The 16,428-nt window shown below is 63.1% G+C and carries 13 protein-coding genes and 1 tRNA gene; all 14 read left to right on the top strand.

Annotated features, from left to right (window positions below; translation table 11 throughout):
• A partial coding sequence (locus SOM47_RS17575) for an EF-Tu C-terminal domain-related protein (protein WP_484606927.1) occupies positions 1–95 on the top strand: 95 nt, incomplete at its 5' end.
• Between the two features lie 103 nt (positions 96–198).
• Positions 199–274, top strand: a tRNA-Trp gene (locus tag SOM47_RS17570).
• 46 nt (positions 275–320) lie between these two features.
• Complete coding sequence (gene secE / locus SOM47_RS17565) at positions 321–734, top strand: preprotein translocase subunit SecE (RefSeq protein WP_042615324.1); 414 nt, start codon at positions 321–323, stop codon at positions 732–734.
• 10 nt (positions 735–744) lie between these two features.
• The gene (gene nusG / locus SOM47_RS17560; RefSeq protein WP_042615323.1) at positions 745–1,308 is read left to right on the top strand and encodes a transcription termination/antitermination protein NusG; all 564 of its coding nucleotides are present in this window, start codon (positions 745–747) and stop codon (positions 1,306–1,308) included.
• Between the two features lie 201 nt (positions 1,309–1,509).
• Entirely contained in the window at positions 1,510–1,938 is a 429-nt protein-coding gene (gene rplK / locus SOM47_RS17555) for a 50S ribosomal protein L11 (RefSeq protein ID WP_042615322.1), read from the top strand.
• 4 nt (positions 1,939–1,942) lie between these two features.
• Positions 1,943–2,641: a 50S ribosomal protein L1 gene (gene rplA, locus SOM47_RS17550; RefSeq protein WP_042615321.1), complete on the top strand. Its 699-nt coding sequence runs from the start codon at positions 1,943–1,945 to the stop codon at positions 2,639–2,641.
• Between the two features lie 385 nt (positions 2,642–3,026).
• Entirely contained in the window at positions 3,027–3,560 is a 534-nt protein-coding gene (rplJ, locus tag SOM47_RS17545) for a 50S ribosomal protein L10 (RefSeq protein ID WP_042615320.1), read from the top strand.
• Positions 3,561–3,623: 63 nt separating this feature from the next.
• Complete coding sequence (rplL, locus tag SOM47_RS17540) at positions 3,624–3,992, top strand: 50S ribosomal protein L7/L12 (protein WP_042615319.1); 369 nt, start codon at positions 3,624–3,626, stop codon at positions 3,990–3,992.
• 309 nt (positions 3,993–4,301) lie between these two features.
• Entirely contained in the window at positions 4,302–8,456 is a 4,155-nt protein-coding gene (rpoB, locus tag SOM47_RS17535) for a DNA-directed RNA polymerase subunit beta (RefSeq protein ID WP_042615318.1), read from the top strand.
• A gap of 89 nt (positions 8,457–8,545) precedes the next feature.
• The gene (gene rpoC, locus SOM47_RS17530; RefSeq protein ID WP_042615317.1) at positions 8,546–12,790 is read left to right on the top strand and encodes a DNA-directed RNA polymerase subunit beta'; all 4,245 of its coding nucleotides are present in this window, start codon (positions 8,546–8,548) and stop codon (positions 12,788–12,790) included.
• Between the two features lie 290 nt (positions 12,791–13,080).
• Positions 13,081–13,455: a 30S ribosomal protein S12 gene (rpsL, locus tag SOM47_RS17525; RefSeq protein ID WP_042615316.1), complete on the top strand. Its 375-nt coding sequence runs from the start codon at positions 13,081–13,083 to the stop codon at positions 13,453–13,455.
• An 11-nt stretch (positions 13,456–13,466) separates the two neighbouring features.
• On the top strand, positions 13,467–13,934 hold the full coding sequence (gene rpsG / locus SOM47_RS17520; protein WP_042615315.1) for a 30S ribosomal protein S7: 468 nt from the start codon (positions 13,467–13,469) through the stop codon (positions 13,932–13,934).
• A gap of 137 nt (positions 13,935–14,071) precedes the next feature.
• Positions 14,072–16,213, top strand: coding sequence for an elongation factor G (gene fusA / locus SOM47_RS17515; RefSeq protein WP_042615314.1), 2,142 nt, complete (start codon positions 14,072–14,074; stop codon positions 16,211–16,213).
• A gap of 50 nt (positions 16,214–16,263) precedes the next feature.
• A partial coding sequence (locus SOM47_RS17510) for a GTP-binding protein (RefSeq protein ID WP_320506280.1) occupies positions 16,264–16,428 on the top strand: 165 nt, incomplete at its 3' end.

The following is a 16,428-nucleotide window of genomic DNA, read 5'->3' as shown; positions in this document are numbered from 1 at the left end:
TCAACCCGGTCGCCATGGACGAAGGCCTGCGCTTCGCCATCCGCGAAGGCGGTCGTACCGTCGGCGCCGGCGTGGTCTCCAAGATCATCAAGTAATCTGCACTACCGGCGGTTTTTGTAAAGCTGCCGGTCGCGCGAGTGGCGGGCCGGGAACCTCGGTCCGCCTTCGCCGTCTAAGGCAAGGCAAAGTTTATAACGTACGCCAGTAGCTCAATTGGCAGAGCAGCGGTCTCCAAAACCGCAGGTTGGGGGTTCGAGTCCCTCCTGGCGTGCCATCTGCCTTCCTAACCAGCGGTCCGCCGCTAAAGCAGCCCGAGCCGGATGAACAGCAAGATCGAACACTCCAAGGATACGTCCACTTCTGGTGGAGACCTCGTCAAGTACGTCGCCGCAGCCCTGTTGGTGCTGGCCGGACTGTTCGTGTGGTTCTGGTTCTCCGCAGACTCCGGCCGCGCCGCCCAGTTGGGTGCCTGGACCGCTCAGATCCGCGCGCTTGCCGTCATTGTCGGCCTGGCGGGCGGTATTGCCGTTTTCATGCTGACCGGGAAGGGTCGCGATACCCGCGAGTTCCTGTCCGAGTCGCGCTTCGAGCTGCGCAAAGTGGTCTGGCCGACGCGCCAGGAAGCCATCCGGATGACCTGGGTCGTAATCGTGGTTGTGATCATCCTCAGCCTGCTGCTGGGTGGATTCGACTTCGTCATTCAGAAACTGACCCAGTGGTTCCTGGGCCGGTAAGGAGATACCCATGAAGCGCTGGTACGTTGTTCACGCCTATTCAGGCTTCGAGAAGTCGGTTGCGCAGGCGTTGCGCGATCGCATCGTTCGTGAAGAAAAGCAGGAGCTGTTTGGCGATGTGCTGGTCCCGACCGAAGAAGTGGTCGAGATGCGCGCTGGCCAGAAGCGCCGCTCCGAACGGAAGTTCTTTCCCGGCTACGTGCTGGTCCAGATCGAGACCCACGAAGAAGGTGGCATTCCGCGCATCGACAGCGAAAGCTGGCATCTGGTGAAGGACACCTCCCGCGTGCTGGGCTTCATCGGCGGTACCGCCGATCGTCCGCTGCCGATCGCCGATTCGGAGGCCGAGGCCATCCTGAACCGGGTGCAGGACGGTATCGAGAAGCCGCGTCCGAAGGTGCTGTTCGAGCCCGGCCAGATGGTCCGCGTCACCGACGGCCCGTTCAACGACTTCAATGGCGTCGTGGAAGAAGTCAATTACGAGAAGAGCCGCCTGCGCGTCTCGGTGCTGATCTTCGGTCGCGCCACCCCGGTCGAGCTCGAGTTCGGCCAGGTCGAGAAGGCCACCGGCTGATATCCCGGTCTGTCGAGTGCGCTCGACACTGCCGGGCAGGGCTGGTATAGTGCCCGGCTTCCTGCCAGGGAACTGGCAAAAGTGAAGGCCGCCGAAAGGTGGCCTTCGGCGTGTATTCAAAAACGCGATGCCGGGACGCGTGATTCCCGGTCCGATGGGGAGCCTGTTGTCGTAAGGCGCTAGCACCCGGAGAGCATACTCATGGCAAAGAAAGTTGTCGGTTACATCAAGCTGCAGGTGAAGGCCGGTCAGGCCAACCCCTCGCCGCCGGTCGGTCCTGCGCTGGGTCAGCGCGGCCTGAACATCATGGAATTCTGCAAGGCCTTCAATGCCGCCACGCAGAAGCTCGAGCCGGGTCTGCCGGTTCCGGTGATCATCACGGCCTATTCGGACCGTACGTTCACCTTCATCACCAAGAGCACCCCGGCGACCACCCTGCTGAAGAAGGCTGCTGGCATCTCGTCGGGCTCCAAGCGCCCGAACACCGAGAAGGTCGGCAAGGTCACCCGCAAGCAGCTGGAAGAGATCGCCAAGGCGAAGGAACCCGACCTGACCGCCGCTGACCTGGACGCCGCCGTGCGTACCATCGCCGGCTCGGCCCGTTCTATCGGCATCGTGGTGGAGGGCTAATAACATGGCACTGAACAAGCGTGAAAAGGCCCTGAAGGCCGCCGTCGTCCCGGGCAAGTCGTATGGCTTCGAAGACGCGATCAAGATCCTGAAGACCACCGCCAGCGCCAAGTTCGTCGAGTCGATCGACGTGGCTGTGCGCCTGGGCGTGGACGCCAAGAAGTCCGACCAGCAGGTGCGCGGTTCCACCGTGCTGCCGGCCGGTACCGGCAAGTCGGTCCGCGTTGCGGTGTTCGCACCGGCTGGTGCCAAGGCTGACGAAGCCCTGGCCGCTGGCGCCGAAGCCGTCGGCATGGACGACCTGGCCGAGAAGATGCAGGCCGGTGATCTGAACTATGACGTCGTGATCGCGACCCCGGACGCGATGCGCGTCGTGGGTAAGCTGGGCACCGTGCTCGGCCCGCGCGGCCTGATGCCGAACCCGAAGGTCGGCACCGTCTCGGCCAACCCGGGTGAAGCCGTCAAGAACGCCAAGTCGGGTCAGGTGCGTTACCGCACCGACAAGGCCGGCATCATCCACTGCACCATCGGCAAGGCCAGCTTCGAAGACGAAGCGCTGAAGTCGAACCTGCAGGCGCTGCTGCTGGACCTGATCAAGGCCAAGCCGGCCACCTCGAAGGGCCTGTACCTGCAGAAGGTGTCGGTCAGCTCGACGATGGGCCCGGGCGTCACTGTCGACCAGTCGACCCTGACCCTGAAGTAATCGTTTGAAGCGGATGTGGGGCCCTTGGGTCCTGCATCCGTCCCATTTGAAGGCAACCGCCGGCAGGGCATCGCCGGTGGCAGCCGTCAAAGACCGCAGGTGCGGTCGTGGCATGCCGGCGACGGGCACGGAAGCTCGATTTGGCAGGGAGTCGCCGCCGGAGCAGTCACGAACGCTTAATCGATCCATCCGGATCACCCTGCGTAGATGGTGCCCTTCTGGAGTTTTTCTGGTTCACGCAATCCTGGGTGGCCCCAGGTTGAGTCCAGGTCTGGAACGGCCCACCCCCCGGAACATCAACCCGATGTTCCCGGTGTCCAGGAAGGACGCCGCCCAGGACCGCAAACGGCAGGAGCCGTAAGCGGAGTTCAATCGGAGGAGTGCAATGGCTCTCAATCTGTCCCAGAAGCAAGAAGTAGTCGCGGAGCTGGCAGACATCGCCGCCAAGGCCCACTCCTTGATCGCAGCCGAATACGCTGGCACCACGGTCTCCCAGATGACCGCGATGCGCAAGCAGGCTCGTGAAACCGGCGTTTTCTTGAAAGTTGTCAAGAACACCCTGGCTTCGCGTGCCGTTGAAGGCACCGAATTCGCATGTGCACAGGACAAGCTGGTCGGTCCGCTGCTGTATGCGTTCTCGCTCGAGGAGCCCGGCGCCGCCGGTCGCCTGATCAAGGAATTCGCCAAGGGCAACGATAAGCTGCAGCCCAAGGTTGTCGCCATTGGTGGCGAAGTGTTCCCGGCAAGCCACGTTGACGTGTTGGCCTCGCTGCCGACCCTCGACCAGGCCCTGGCAATGCTGGCACGCGTCCTGACCGAGCCGGTCACGATGTTCGCGCGCGCCAACAAGGCACTGGCGGATCAGCTGGGTGGTGGCGAAGCCGCTGCTGCTGCTGAGCCGGTCGCCGAGACCGCCTGAGTTTCGACCTACCGTGGTTCCTGACGGAACCTCAATCCAGAAAATCATTCAAAGGTAATCAAAATGTCCCTTTCCAACGAACAGATCGTCGAAGCCATCGCCTCGAAGTCCCTGATGGAAGTGATGGAGCTGGTCAAGGCCATCGAAGAGAAGTTCGGCGTTTCCGCCGCTGCTCCGGTCGCCGTGGCTGCTGCCGCTGGCCCGGCTGCCGCTGTTGAAGAGCAGACCGAATTCACCGTGACCCTGAAGTCGCCGGGCGACAAGAAGGTCGAAGTGATCAAGGCCGTCCGCGCCATCACCGGCCTGGGCCTGAAGGAAGCGAAGGACCTGACCGAAGCCGGCGGCGTCGTGAAGGAAGGCGCGTCGAAGGACGAAGCCGAGAAGATCAAGAAGGACCTGGAAGCTGCTGGCGCGACTGTCGAAGTCAAGTAAGCAGATCCCTTGCGTCGCCATCGATTTCCGGCGATGCAGCCAAGGCTGGGGGCGTAAAGCCCCCGGCCTTTGGTCGTTTCATGCGGTACCCCGAACATCGTTGAAAAAAGCCCAACGCGGGCTGCAGGAAAAGGCCCGTCCGGCCAGCGCCAAGCGCGGCGGCGGTCAAGCAGATGCAGTCAAGTTGGCAGTTGGAAGTAGCAATAGAAGGCGTGCTGGTGCCGGCAATACCAGCGACTTCCAACTGACAATTTCAAGTTTCCTTTTGGGTCGTGGACGCACGCCCCGCACAACAAGGTGGAAGATCTCATGACGTCCTATTCGTTCACCGAGAAGAAGCGCATCCGCAAGGATTTCGCCAAGTCGCGCGCGATTCTCGAAGTGCCGTTCCTGCTCGCCATCCAGGTGGATTCCTACCGCGAGTTCCTGCAGGAAAACGTCGATCCGGCCAAGCGCACGGACCACGGCCTGCACGCCGCACTGAAGTCCGTCTTCCCCATCTCCAGCTACAGCGGCAATGCCGCGCTGGAATACGTCGGCTACAAGCTGGGCGAACCGGTGTTCGACGAGCGCGAGTGCCGCCAGCGTGGCATGAGCTACGGCGCGCCGTTGCGCGTGACCGTGCGCCTGGTGATCTACGACCGTGAGTCGTCGACCAAGGCCATCAAGTACGTGAAGGAGCAGGAGGTCTACCTCGGCGAGATCCCGCTGATGACCGAGAACGGTACCTTCATCGTCAACGGCACCGAGCGCGTCATCGTCTCCCAGCTGCACCGCTCGCCGGGTGTGTTCTTCGACCACGACCGTGGCAAGACCCACAGCTCGGGCAAGCTCCTGTACAGCGCCCGCATCATCCCGTACCGCGGTTCCTGGCTGGACTTCGAGTTCGACCCGAAGGACGCGCTGTTCACCCGTATCGATCGCCGTCGCAAGCTGCCGGTGTCGATCCTGCTGCGCGCGCTTGGCTACAGCAACGAAGAGATGCTGGCCGAGTTCTTCGAGATCAATACGTTCCACATCAACCCCGACGAAGGCGTGCAGCTGGAGCTGGTCGCCGAGCGCCTGCGTGGTGAAACCCTGGGCTTCGACCTGGCCGACGGTGACAAGGTCATCGTGGAAGCCGGCAAGCGCATCACCGCGCGCCACGTCAAGCAGCTGGAAGCCTCGGGTATCGCCGCCCTGGCCGTGCCGGACGATTACATCGTCGGCCGCATCCTGTCGCACGATGTGGTCGATTCGGCCACCGGCGAACTGCTGGCGCAGGCCAACGACGAAATCACCGACGACCAGCTGCAGGCCTTCCGCAAGGCGGGCGTGGACGCGGTGGGCACCCTGTGGGTGAACGATCTCGATCGTGGTCCGTACCTGTCCAACACCCTGCGCATCGATCCGACCAAGACCCAGCTGGAAGCGCTGGTCGAGATCTACCGCATGATGCGTCCGGGCGAGCCGCCGACCAAGGACGCCGCGCAGAACCTGTTCCACAACCTGTTCTTCACCTTCGAGCGTTACGACCTGTCCACGGTCGGCCGGATGAAGTTCAACCGTCGCGTGGGCCGCAAGGAAACCACCGGCGAAGCCGTGCTGTACGACCGCAAGTACTACGGCGAGCGCAATGACGAAGAGTCCAAGCGCCTGGTCGCCGCGCATGGCGAGTCGTCCGACATCCTGGACGTGATCAAGGTCCTGACCGAGATCCGCAACGGCCGTGGCGTCGTCGATGACATCGACCACCTGGGCAACCGTCGCGTGCGTTCGGTCGGTGAAATGGCCGAGAACGTGTTCCGCGTGGGCCTGGTCCGCGTCGAGCGCGCGGTCAAGGAACGCCTGTCGATGGCCGAATCCGAAGGCCTGACCCCGCAGGAACTGATCAACGCCAAGCCGGTGGCTGCGGCGATCAAGGAATTCTTCGGCTCCTCGCAGCTGTCGCAGTTCATGGATCAGAACAACCCGCTGTCGGAAGTCACGCACAAGCGTCGCGTCTCGGCCCTGGGCCCGGGCGGCCTGACCCGCGAACGCGCCGGCTTCGAAGTGCGCGACGTGCACCCGACCCATTACGGCCGCGTCTGCACCATCGAAACGCCGGAAGGCCCGAACATCGGCCTGATCAACTCGCTGGCCGTGTACGCCCGCACCAATGAGTACGGTTTCCTTGAAACCCCGTACCGCAAGGTCGTGGACGGCAAGGTCTTCGACGAAGTCGAGTTCCTGTCGGCCATCGAAGAAAACGAGTACGTCATTGCCCAGGCCAACGCCCTGACCAATGCCGACAGCGTGCTGACCGAACAGTTCGTGCCGTGCCGCTTCCAGGGCGAATCGCTGCTGAAGCCGCCGGCGGAAGTGCACTTCATGGACGTCTCGCCGATGCAGACCGTGTCGGTCGCCGCGGCGCTGGTTCCGTTCCTGGAACACGATGACGCCAACCGTGCACTGATGGGCGCCAACATGCAGCGCCAGGCCGTGCCGACCCTGCGTGCGCAGAAGCCGCTGGTGGGTACCGGTATCGAACGTGCCGTGGCACGCGACTCCGGCGTCACCGTCAACGCCCGTCGTGGTGGTGAAGTGGTGCAGGTCGATGCCGCACGCATCGTGGTCAAGATCGTCGAAGAAGAAATCATCGGCGCGACCGACGCGGGCGTGGACATCTACAACCTGGTCAAGTACACCCGTTCCAACCAGAACACCTGCATCAACCAGCGTCCGCTGGTGAACGTGGGTGACGTGGTGGCGCGTGGCGACGTGCTGGCCGATGGTCCGTCCACCGACATCGGCGAACTGGCCCTGGGCCAGAACATGCTGATCGCCTTCATGCCGTGGAACGGCTACAACTTCGAAGACTCCATCCTGCTCTCCGAGCGCGTGGTGGAAGAGGATCGTTACACCACGATCCACATCGAAGAGCTGACCTGCGTCGCGCGTGACACCAAGCTGGGGCCGGAGGAAATCTCCGCCGACATCCCGAACGTGTCCGAGCAGGCGCTGAACCGCCTGGACGAATCCGGCGTGGTGTACATCGGTGCCGAAGTGCGCGCCGGCGACATCCTGGTCGGCAAGGTCACCCCGAAGGGTGAAAGCCAGCTGACCCCGGAAGAGAAGCTGCTGCGCGCGATCTTCGGCGAGAAGGCTTCGGACGTGAAGGACAGCTCGCTGCGCGTGCCGCCGGGCATGGACGGCACCGTCATCGACGTGCAGGTCTTCACCCGCGACGGCATCGAGAAGGACAAGCGTGCGCGCCAGATCGAGGAATCGGAGATCAAGCGCGTCAAGAAGGACTTCGACGACCAGTACCGCATCCTCGAAGGTGCCATCTACGCCCGCCTGCGTTCGCAGATCGTCGGCAAGGTGGTCAACGGCGGTGCCAACCTGAAGAAGGGCGACGTCATCACCGACGCCTACCTGGACGGCCTGAAGAAGGCTGACTGGTTCGTGCTGCGCATGAAGGACGAGGACGCTTCGGAAGCCATCGAACGCGCCCAGAAGCAGATCCAGGCGCACGAGAAGGAATTCGAGCGTCGCTTCGCCGACAAGCGCGGCAAGATCACCGCCGGCGACGACCTCGCCCCGGGCGTGCTGAAGATGGTCAAGGTGTTCATGGCCGTCAAGCGCCGCATCCAGCCGGGCGACAAGATGGCAGGCCGCCACGGCAACAAGGGTGTGGTCTCCAACGTGGTGCCGGTCGAAGACATGCCGTACATGGCTTCGGGCGAGACCGTGGACATCGTGCTGAACCCGCTGGGCGTGCCGTCGCGCATGAACATCGGGCAGATCCTTGAAGTCCACCTGGGCTGGGCCGCCAAGGGCCTGGGTCGCAAGATCCAGGGCATGCTGGAAGCCCAGGCCGCCGTGGCGCAGCTGCGCGTGTTCCTGGACGAGGTGTACAACCACGACAGCGACAACGTGGCCACCCACGTCGACCTGACCCAGTTCAGCGATGAAGAGCTGCTGCGCCTGGCCGGCAACCTGACCGACGGCGTGCCGATGGCAACGCCGGTCTTCGACGGTGCCACCGAAGCGGAGATCAAGCGCATGCTGGAACTGGCGGACCTGCCGACCAGCGGCCAGACCCAGCTGTATGACGGCCGTACCGGTGAGGCATTCGATCGCCACACCACCGTCGGCTACATGCACTACCTGAAGCTGAACCACCTGGTCGACGACAAGATGCACGCCCGTTCGACCGGTCCGTACTCGCTCGTCACCCAGCAGCCGCTGGGCGGCAAGGCGCAGTTCGGCGGCCAGCGCTTCGGTGAAATGGAAGTCTGGGCGCTGGAAGCCTACGGCGCGGCCTACACCCTGCAGGAAATGCTGACGGTGAAGTCCGATGACGTGCAGGGCCGCAACCAGATGTACAAGAACATCGTCGACGGCGAGCACGAGATGGTGGCCGGCATGCCGGAATCCTTCAATGTGCTGGTGAAGGAAATCCGTTCGCTGGCCATCAACATGGAACTGGAAGACAACTGATCGCGCAGGCGCTGCTGCTCCCGGGCAGCAGCGCCGCCGCTTAGTCCTGACAGCCCATCGACAACGCATTCCTCCTTCTGGAGAACACCATGAAAGACCTGCTCAACCTCTTCAACCAGCAGCGACAGACGCTGGATTTCGACGCGATCAAGATCGCGCTGGCGTCGCCCGACCTGATCCGTTCGTGGTCGTTCGGCGAAGTGAAGAAGCCGGAAACCATCAACTACCGTACGTTCAAGCCCGAGCGTGACGGCCTGTTCTGCGCCGCGATCTTCGGACCGGTCAAGGACTACGAGTGCCTGTGCGGCAAGTACAAGCGCATGAAGCACCGCGGCGTGGTCTGCGAAAAGTGCGGCACCGAAGTGACCTTGGCCAAGGTGCGCCGCGAGCGCATGGGCCACATCGACCTGGCCTCGCCGGTCGCGCACATCTGGTTCCTCAAGTCGCTGCCGTCGCGCATCGGCCTGATGCTGGACATGACCCTGCGTGACATCGAGCGCGTGCTGTACTTCGAAGCCTACGTGGTGACCGAGCCGGGCCTGACCGCCCTGGAGCGCCGCCAGCTGCTGACCGAAGAGCAGTACCTGACCGCACGCCAGGAACACGGCGACGACTTCGATGCCGCCATGGGCGCCGAGGCCGTGTACGAACTGCTGCGCACGATCGACCTGCAGTCGGAAATGACCCGCCTGCGCGAAGAAATCGCCTCCACCGGCTCGGAAACCAAGCTCAAGCGCCTCACCAAGCGCATCAAGCTGATCGAAGCCTTCCTGGAATCGGGCAACCGTCCGGAGTGGATGGTGATGACCGTGCTGCCGGTGCTGCCGCCGGACCTGCGTCCGCTGGTCCCGCTGGACGGTGGCCGCTTCGCGACCTCCGACCTGAACGACCTGTACCGCCGCGTCATCAACCGTAACAACCGCCTGCGCCGCCTGCTGGAACTGAGCGCGCCGGACATCATCGTGCGCAATGAAAAGCGCATGCTGCAGGAATCGGTGGATGCGCTGCTGGACAACGGCCGTCGCGGCCGTGCCATCACCGGCACCAACAAGCGCCCGCTGAAGTCGCTGGCCGACATGATCAAGGGCAAGCAGGGTCGCTTCCGCCAGAACCTGCTGGGCAAGCGCGTGGACTACTCGGGCCGTTCGGTCATCGTGGTCGGTCCGTACCTGCGCCTGCACCAGTGCGGCCTGCCGAAGAAGATGGCGCTGGAACTGTTCAAGCCGTTCGTGTTCGCCAAGCTGCAGCGTCGTGGCCTGGCCACCACCATCAAGGCCGCCAAGAAGCTGGTCGAGCGCGAAGAAGCCGAAGTCTGGGACATCCTGGAAGAGGTCATCCGCGAACATCCGGTGATGCTGAACCGTGCGCCGACCCTGCACCGCCTGGGCATCCAGGCGTTCGAGCCGGTGCTGATCGAAGGCAAGGCCATCCAGCTGCATCCGCTGGTCTGCACCGCGTTCAACGCCGACTTCGACGGTGACCAGATGGCCGTCCACGTGCCGCTCTCGCTGGAAGCCCAGCTGGAAGCGCGTGCGCTGATGATGTCCACCAACAACATCCTGTCGCCGGCCAACGGCGAGCCGATCATCGTGCCCTCGCAGGACGTCGTGCTGGGTCTGTACTACATGACCCGCTCGCTGGTGAACAAGAAGGGCGAGGGCATGGCCTTCGCCAACATCGCCGAAGTCAAGCGCGCCTATGACAACCGCGTGGTGGAACTGCACGCACGCGTCAAGGTCCGCATCACCGAAGTGGTGACCGACGAAGACGGCAACAAGCAGGACAAGACCTCGATCGTGGAAACCACGATCGGTCGTGCGCTGCTGGCCGAAATCCTGCCGGAAGGCCTGCCGTTCGCGCTGGCCAACACCGAGCTGACCAAGAAGAACATCAGCCGCCTGATCAACTCCAGCTACCGCCAGCTGGGCTTGAAGGACACGGTCGTGTTCGCCGACAAGCTGATGTACACCGGCTTCGCCTACGCAACCCGCGCCGGCGTGTCGATCGGCATCGACGACATGCTGATTCCGGACGAGAAGCGCGGCATCCTCACCGAGGCCGAAGCCGAAGTGCTGGAAATCCAGGAGCAGTACCAGTCGGGCCTGGTCACCGCCGGCGAGCGTTACAACAAGGTGGTCGACATCTGGTCGCGCACCAACGAGCGCATCGCCAAGGCGATGATGGACACCATCGGTACCGAGAAGGTCACCGATTCCAAGGGTGACATCATCGACCAGAAGTCGATGAACTCGCTGTACATCATGGCCGACTCCGGTGCGCGTGGTTCGCAGGCGCAGATCCGCCAGCTGGCCGGTATGCGTGGCCTGATGGCGCGTCCGGATGGCTCCATCATCGAAACGCCCATCAAGGCGAACTTCCGTGAAGGCCTGAACGTGCAGGAGTACTTCAACTCCACCCACGGTGCCCGTAAGGGTCTGGCCGATACCGCGCTGAAGACCGCCAACTCGGGTTACCTGACCCGTCGTCTGGTGGACGTGGCGCAGGACGTGGTGATCACCGAAGTGGATTGCGGTACCACCGAAGGCCTGACCATGACCCCGATCGTGGAAGGCGGCGACGTCGTGGAGCCGTTGAAGGACCGCGTGCTGGGTCGTGTCGTGGCCGAGGACGTGTTCCTGCCGGGCAACGACGAAGATCCGATCGTGACCCGCAACACGCTGCTCGACGAAGCGTGGGTGGCCAAGCTGGAAGATGCCGGCGTGCAGACCATCAAGGTCCGTTCGACGATCTCCTGCGCCTCCGCGTTCGGCGTCTGCGGTCGCTGCTACGGCCGCGACCTGGCCCGTGGCCACATCGTCAACATCGGTGAAGCGGTCGGCGTCATCGCCGCTCAGTCGATCGGTGAGCCGGGTACCCAGCTGACCATGCGTACGTTCCACATCGGTGGTGCGGCATCGCGTGCGGCAGCAGTGGACAACATCACCGTCAAGACCACCGGTTCGGTGAAGTTCAACAACCTGAAGTCGGTAGAGCACGCCAACGGTTCGCTGGTGGCGGTGTCGCGCTCGGGCGAAATCTCGGTGCTCGATGCCCATGGCCGCGAGCGCGAGCGTTACAAGCTGCCGTACGGCTCGATGATCGCGTCCAAGGACGGCGATGCAGTGAAGGCTGGCCAGACCGTGGCCAACTGGGATCCGCATAACCACCCGATCGTGTCGGAAGTCGCTGGTTTCCTGCGCTTCATCGACTTCGTCGACGGCATCACCGTCATCGAGAAGACCGACGAACTGACCGGCCTGGCCTCGCGCGAGATCACCGATCCGAAGCGTCGCGGCTCGATGGGCAAGGACCTGCGTCCGTTGATCCGCATCGTCGACGCCAAGGGCAACGACCTGCTGATCCCGGGTACCGACATGCCGGCCCAGTACCTGCTGCCGCCGCGCTCCATCGTCAACCTGCAGGACGGCGCCGCCGTCGGCGTGGGTGACGTGGTCGCCAAGATCCCGCAGGAAGCGTCCAAGACCCGCGACATCACCGGTGGTCTGCCGCGCGTCGCCGATCTGTTCGAAGCACGCAAGCCGAAGGATCCGGCGGTGCTGGCCGAGCGTTCGGGCATCATCAGCTTCGGCAAGGACACCAAGGGCAAGCAGCGCCTGATCATCAAGGACACCGATGGTTCGGAACACGAAGAGCTGATTCCGAAGTACCGCCAGGTGATCGTGTTCGAAGGTGAGCACGTGACCAAGGGCGAGACCATCGTGGACGGCGAGCCGAGCCCGCAGGACATCCTGCGCCTGCTGGGTGTGGAGCCGCTGGCCGCCTACCTGGTCAAGGAAATCCAGGACGTGTACCGCCTGCAGGGCGTGAAGATCAACGACAAGCACATCGAGGTGATCACCCGCCAGATGCTGCGCAAGGTCGAGATCACCGACCAGGGCAACAGCAAGTTCCTGAATGGCGAACAGGTGGAACGTCAGCGCGTTATCGAGGAGAATGCACGCCTCGGTGCCCGTAGCGAACTGCCGGCGCAGTACGATCCGGTCCTGCTGGGCATCACCAAGGCCTCGCTGGCCACCGAGTCGTTCATCTCGGCGGCATCCTTCCAGGAAACCACCCGCGTGCTGACCGAAGCTGCCGTCCGCGGCACCAAGGACAACCTGCGTGGCCTGAAGGAAAACGTCATCGTCGGTCGCCTGATTCCGGCCGGTACCGGCCTGTCGTATCACGCCAACCGCCGCCGCAACGCGAGCGGGCTGACCGATTCGGAAATGCAGACGCTGGCCGGTACCCCGGTTGCCGCTGCCGCCGTTGTCGCCGAGCCGGTGATCGAAGCCGCTGCCGAAGCCGAACAGGCTCCGGGCAGCGACGAGTAAGCAAGGCGGTCCGGTTGAAAGACCGGGCCTGCCGGGTTGCAGCACCGGGCCAATGGCCCGGTGGTAGTGAAAGGGCAGGGGAGACTCCGGTCTCTCCCACCAGTCTGAACGGGGTACACGGAGGCCCCCCCGTAACCTTCCAGGATAAGGAAGGGCTTGACAGGAGCGCATTTGACTGCGTTTCTGGCAGGTTGCTACAATCGTCTGTCTCAGCAGGCCAGTAATGGTCTGCTTTAACATTTCCGCATCTCTGGCCGGCATCTGCTGGCCCCAATCAGAAGAACCTACTGATGGCGACGATCAACCAGCTGGTCCGCAAGCCGCGGCAAGCTACCACCTACAAGAGTGCCTCGCCGGCGCTCGAGAAGTGCCCGCAGCGCCGTGGCGTCTGCACGCGCGTCTACACCACCACCCCGAAGAAGCCGAACTCGGCCCTCCGCAAGGTTGCAAAGGTCCGCCTGACCAACCAGGAAGAGGTCATCAGCTACATCGGTGGTGAAGGCCACAACCTGCAGGAGCACTCCGTGGTCCTGATCCGCGGCGGTCGCGTCAAGGATCTGCCGGGTGTGCGTTACCACACTGTTCGCGGTTCGCTCGATGCCTCCGGTGTCGCCAAGCGTCGCCAGGCCCGTTCGAAGTACGGCGCCAAGCGTCCGAAGGCATAAGGAGAGAGCACATGTCGCGTAAAGGTAATACTCCCCAGCGTTCCGTCCTGCCCGATCCGAAGCACGGAAGTGAAACGATCGCCCGCTTCATCAACATGGTGATGCTGAGCGGCAAGAAGTCCGTGGCCGAGAAGATCGTCTACGGTGCGATGGACGTGATCAGCGAAAAGAACGCCAACTCGATCGAGCTGGTGCAGAAGGCGCTGGACAACGTTGCGCCGTCGGTCGAGGTCAAGTCCCGCCGTGTCGGTGGTGCCACCTACCAGGTGCCGGTCGAAGTGCGTTCCTCGCGCAAGATGGCCCTGGCCATGCGTTGGCTGATCGACTCCGCGCGTAAGCGTGGCGAGAACACCATGCCGAAGAAGCTGGCTGCTGAACTGATCGATGCCTCGGAAAACCGTGGCGGCGCCATCAAGAAGCGCGAAGAAACCCACCGTATGGCCGAAGCCAACAAGGCATTCGCCCACTACCGCTGGTGAGTTTGACGGCCTTGCAAAACAGGCAGGGCAGCACCATCTGAGTGCTGCCCCGCGACCCCGGAAGGGTCGCGCCAATCCGAAGGCCGCCGAAAGGCGGCGTTCGGCCATCCGAAATCCAAGAAATCGAGAGGCTCCCCGTGGCCCGCACCACTCCCATCGAGCGTTACCGCAATTTCGGCATCATGGCCCACATCGATGCCGGCAAGACCACCACGTCCGAGCGCATCCTGTTCTACACCGGCAAGAGCCACAAGATCGGTGAAGTGCACGACGGCGCTGCCACCATGGACTGGATGGAGCAGGAGCAGGAGCGTGGCATCACGATCCAGTCCGCTGCCACCACCGCGTTCTGGAAGGGCATGGACAAGTCCCTGCCGGAGCACCGTTTCAACATCATCGACACCCCCGGGCACGTTGACTTCACCATCGAAGTGGAGCGCTCGCTGCGCGTGCTCGACGGTGCGGTGTTCGTGCTGTGCGCCGTCGGTGGCGTCCAGCCGCAGTCCGAAACCGTGTGGCGCCAGGCCAACCGGTACAAGGTGCCGCGCATTGCCTTCGTCAACAAGATGGACCGCACCGGTGCCAACTTCACCAAGGTCGTTGGCCAGCTGAAGGCCAAGCTCGGTGCCGTTGCCGTGCCGATGCAGCTGCCGATCGGCGCTGAAGAAAACTTCAAGGGCGTGGTCGACCTCATCAAGATGAAGGCCATCCACTGGGATGAAGCTTCCCAGGGCATGAAGTTCGACTACCTGGACATCCCGGCCGACATGCAGGCGGAGGCCGAAGAGGCCCGCACCTACATGATCGAAGCCGCGGCTGAAGCCAGCGAAGAGATGATGGAAAAGTACCTGGGCGGCGAAGAGCTGACCGAGGCCGAGATCGTCGAGGCCCTGCGCGTGCGCACGCTGGCCACCGACATCGTGCCGATGTACTGCGGTTCGGCGTTCAAGAACAAGGGCGTGCAGGCCATGCTGGACGGCGTGGTGCAGCTGCTGCCGTCGCCGATCGACGTGCCGGACGTGACCGGTACCGACGTGGACGACGAAACCGTCGCCCTGAGCCGCAAGTCCGATGACAAGGCACCGTTCTCGGCGCTGGCCTTCAAGATCATCACCGATCCGTTCGTCGGAGCGCTGACCTTCTTCCGTGTCTACTCGGGCACGCTGAACGCCGGCGACCAGCTGCTGAACTCGGTCAAGGGCAAGAAGGAGCGCATCGGTCGCATCCTGCAGATGCACTCCAACGATCGCGAAGAGATCAAGGAAGTGCTGGCCGGTGACATCGCCGCGGCCGTGGGTCTGAAGGACACCACCACCGGTGACACGCTGTGCTCGCAGGAACACCCGATCATCCTGGAGCGCATGGTGTTCCCGGAGCCGGTCATCTCGATGGCCGTCGAACCGAAGACCAAGTCCGACCAGGAAAAGATGGGTCTCGCCCTCGGCCGCCTGGCCCAGGAAGATCCGTCGTTCCGTGTCAAGACCGACCAGGAATCCGGCCAGACGATCATCTCGGGCATGGGTGAGCTGCACCTGGACATCATCGTCGACCGCATGAAGCGCGAGTTCAACGTTGAAGCCAACGTCGGCAAGCCGCAGGTGGCTTACCGCGAAACCATCCAGATGTCGGATGTGAAGTCGGACTACAAGCACGCCAAGCAGTCCGGTGGTAAGGGTCAGTACGGTCACGTCGTGATCGAGCTGTCGCCGATCACCGCTGAAGACCGTGCCGATCCGAAGATCGGTCCGATGATCAAGGACGACTTCCTGTTCATCAACGACATCACCGGTGGCGTGATTCCGAAGGAATTCATTCCGTCGATCGAAAAGGGCCTGCGCGAAACCATCACCAGCGGTCCGCTGGCGGGCTTCCCGGTCGTGGACGTCAAGGTCAAGCTGGTGTTCGGCTCGTACCACGACGTCGACTCCTCGGAAATGGCGTTCAAGCTGGCCTCCTCGATGGCCTTCAAGCAGGGCTTCTCCAAGGCCAAGCCGGTCCTGCTGGAGCCGATCATGAAGGTCGAGATCGTGACCCCGAGCGACTATCAGGGTGACGTGATGGGCGACGTCAGCCGTCGTCGCGGCATGCTGCAGGGTTCGAGCGTGACCGGTGACGGTTCGGCGGAAATCATCAACGCGATGATCCCGCTGGGTGAAATGTTCGGCTACGCGACCTCGCTGCGTTCGCAGACCCAGGGCCGTGCCACGTTCACGATGGAATTCGACCACTACGAGCCGGCGCCGAGCAACATCGCCGACGAAGTCATGAAGAAGGCCTGAGCGTAGCTCAGGTCCTCCACACCACTTTAGAAACTAAAAGGTAGATAGAAATGGCAAAGGGTAAGTTCGAGCGCACCAAGCCGCACGTCAACGTCGGCACCATCGGTCACGTCGATCACGGCAAGACCACGCTGACCGCCGCACTGACCAAGATCGGTGCCGAGCGCTTCGGTGGCGAGTTCAAGGATTACTCCGCGATCGACGCCGCGCCGGAA

It is taken from the genome of Stenotrophomonas sp. CFBP8980 (assembly GCF_034046095.1).
In the GTDB taxonomy this organism is placed as follows: Bacteria; Pseudomonadota; Gammaproteobacteria; order Xanthomonadales; family Xanthomonadaceae; genus Stenotrophomonas; species Stenotrophomonas lacuserhaii.
This window is presented reverse-complemented; position numbering and strand designations above follow the sequence as displayed.

What these genes read in the sequence shown, in the direction of transcription:
- rpoC (WP_042615317.1), top strand. Translation starts at nt 8,546, where the DNA reads ATGAAAGACCTGCTCAACCTCTTCAACCAGCAGCGACAGACGCTGGAT.
- nusG (WP_042615323.1), top strand. Translation starts at nt 745, where the DNA reads ATGAAGCGCTGGTACGTTGTTCACGCCTATTCAGGCTTCGAGAAGTCG.
- rplL (WP_042615319.1), top strand. Translation starts at nt 3,624, where the DNA reads ATGTCCCTTTCCAACGAACAGATCGTCGAAGCCATCGCCTCGAAGTCC.
- rpoB (WP_042615318.1), top strand. Translation starts at nt 4,302, where the DNA reads ATGACGTCCTATTCGTTCACCGAGAAGAAGCGCATCCGCAAGGATTTC.
- rpsL (WP_042615316.1), top strand. Translation starts at nt 13,081, where the DNA reads ATGGCGACGATCAACCAGCTGGTCCGCAAGCCGCGGCAAGCTACCACC.
- rpsG (WP_042615315.1), top strand. Translation starts at nt 13,467, where the DNA reads ATGTCGCGTAAAGGTAATACTCCCCAGCGTTCCGTCCTGCCCGATCCG.
- rplJ (WP_042615320.1), top strand. Translation starts at nt 3,027, where the DNA reads ATGGCTCTCAATCTGTCCCAGAAGCAAGAAGTAGTCGCGGAGCTGGCA.
- rplK (WP_042615322.1), top strand. Translation starts at nt 1,510, where the DNA reads ATGGCAAAGAAAGTTGTCGGTTACATCAAGCTGCAGGTGAAGGCCGGT.
- secE (WP_042615324.1), top strand. Translation starts at nt 321, where the DNA reads ATGAACAGCAAGATCGAACACTCCAAGGATACGTCCACTTCTGGTGGA.
- rplA (WP_042615321.1), top strand. Translation starts at nt 1,943, where the DNA reads ATGGCACTGAACAAGCGTGAAAAGGCCCTGAAGGCCGCCGTCGTCCCG.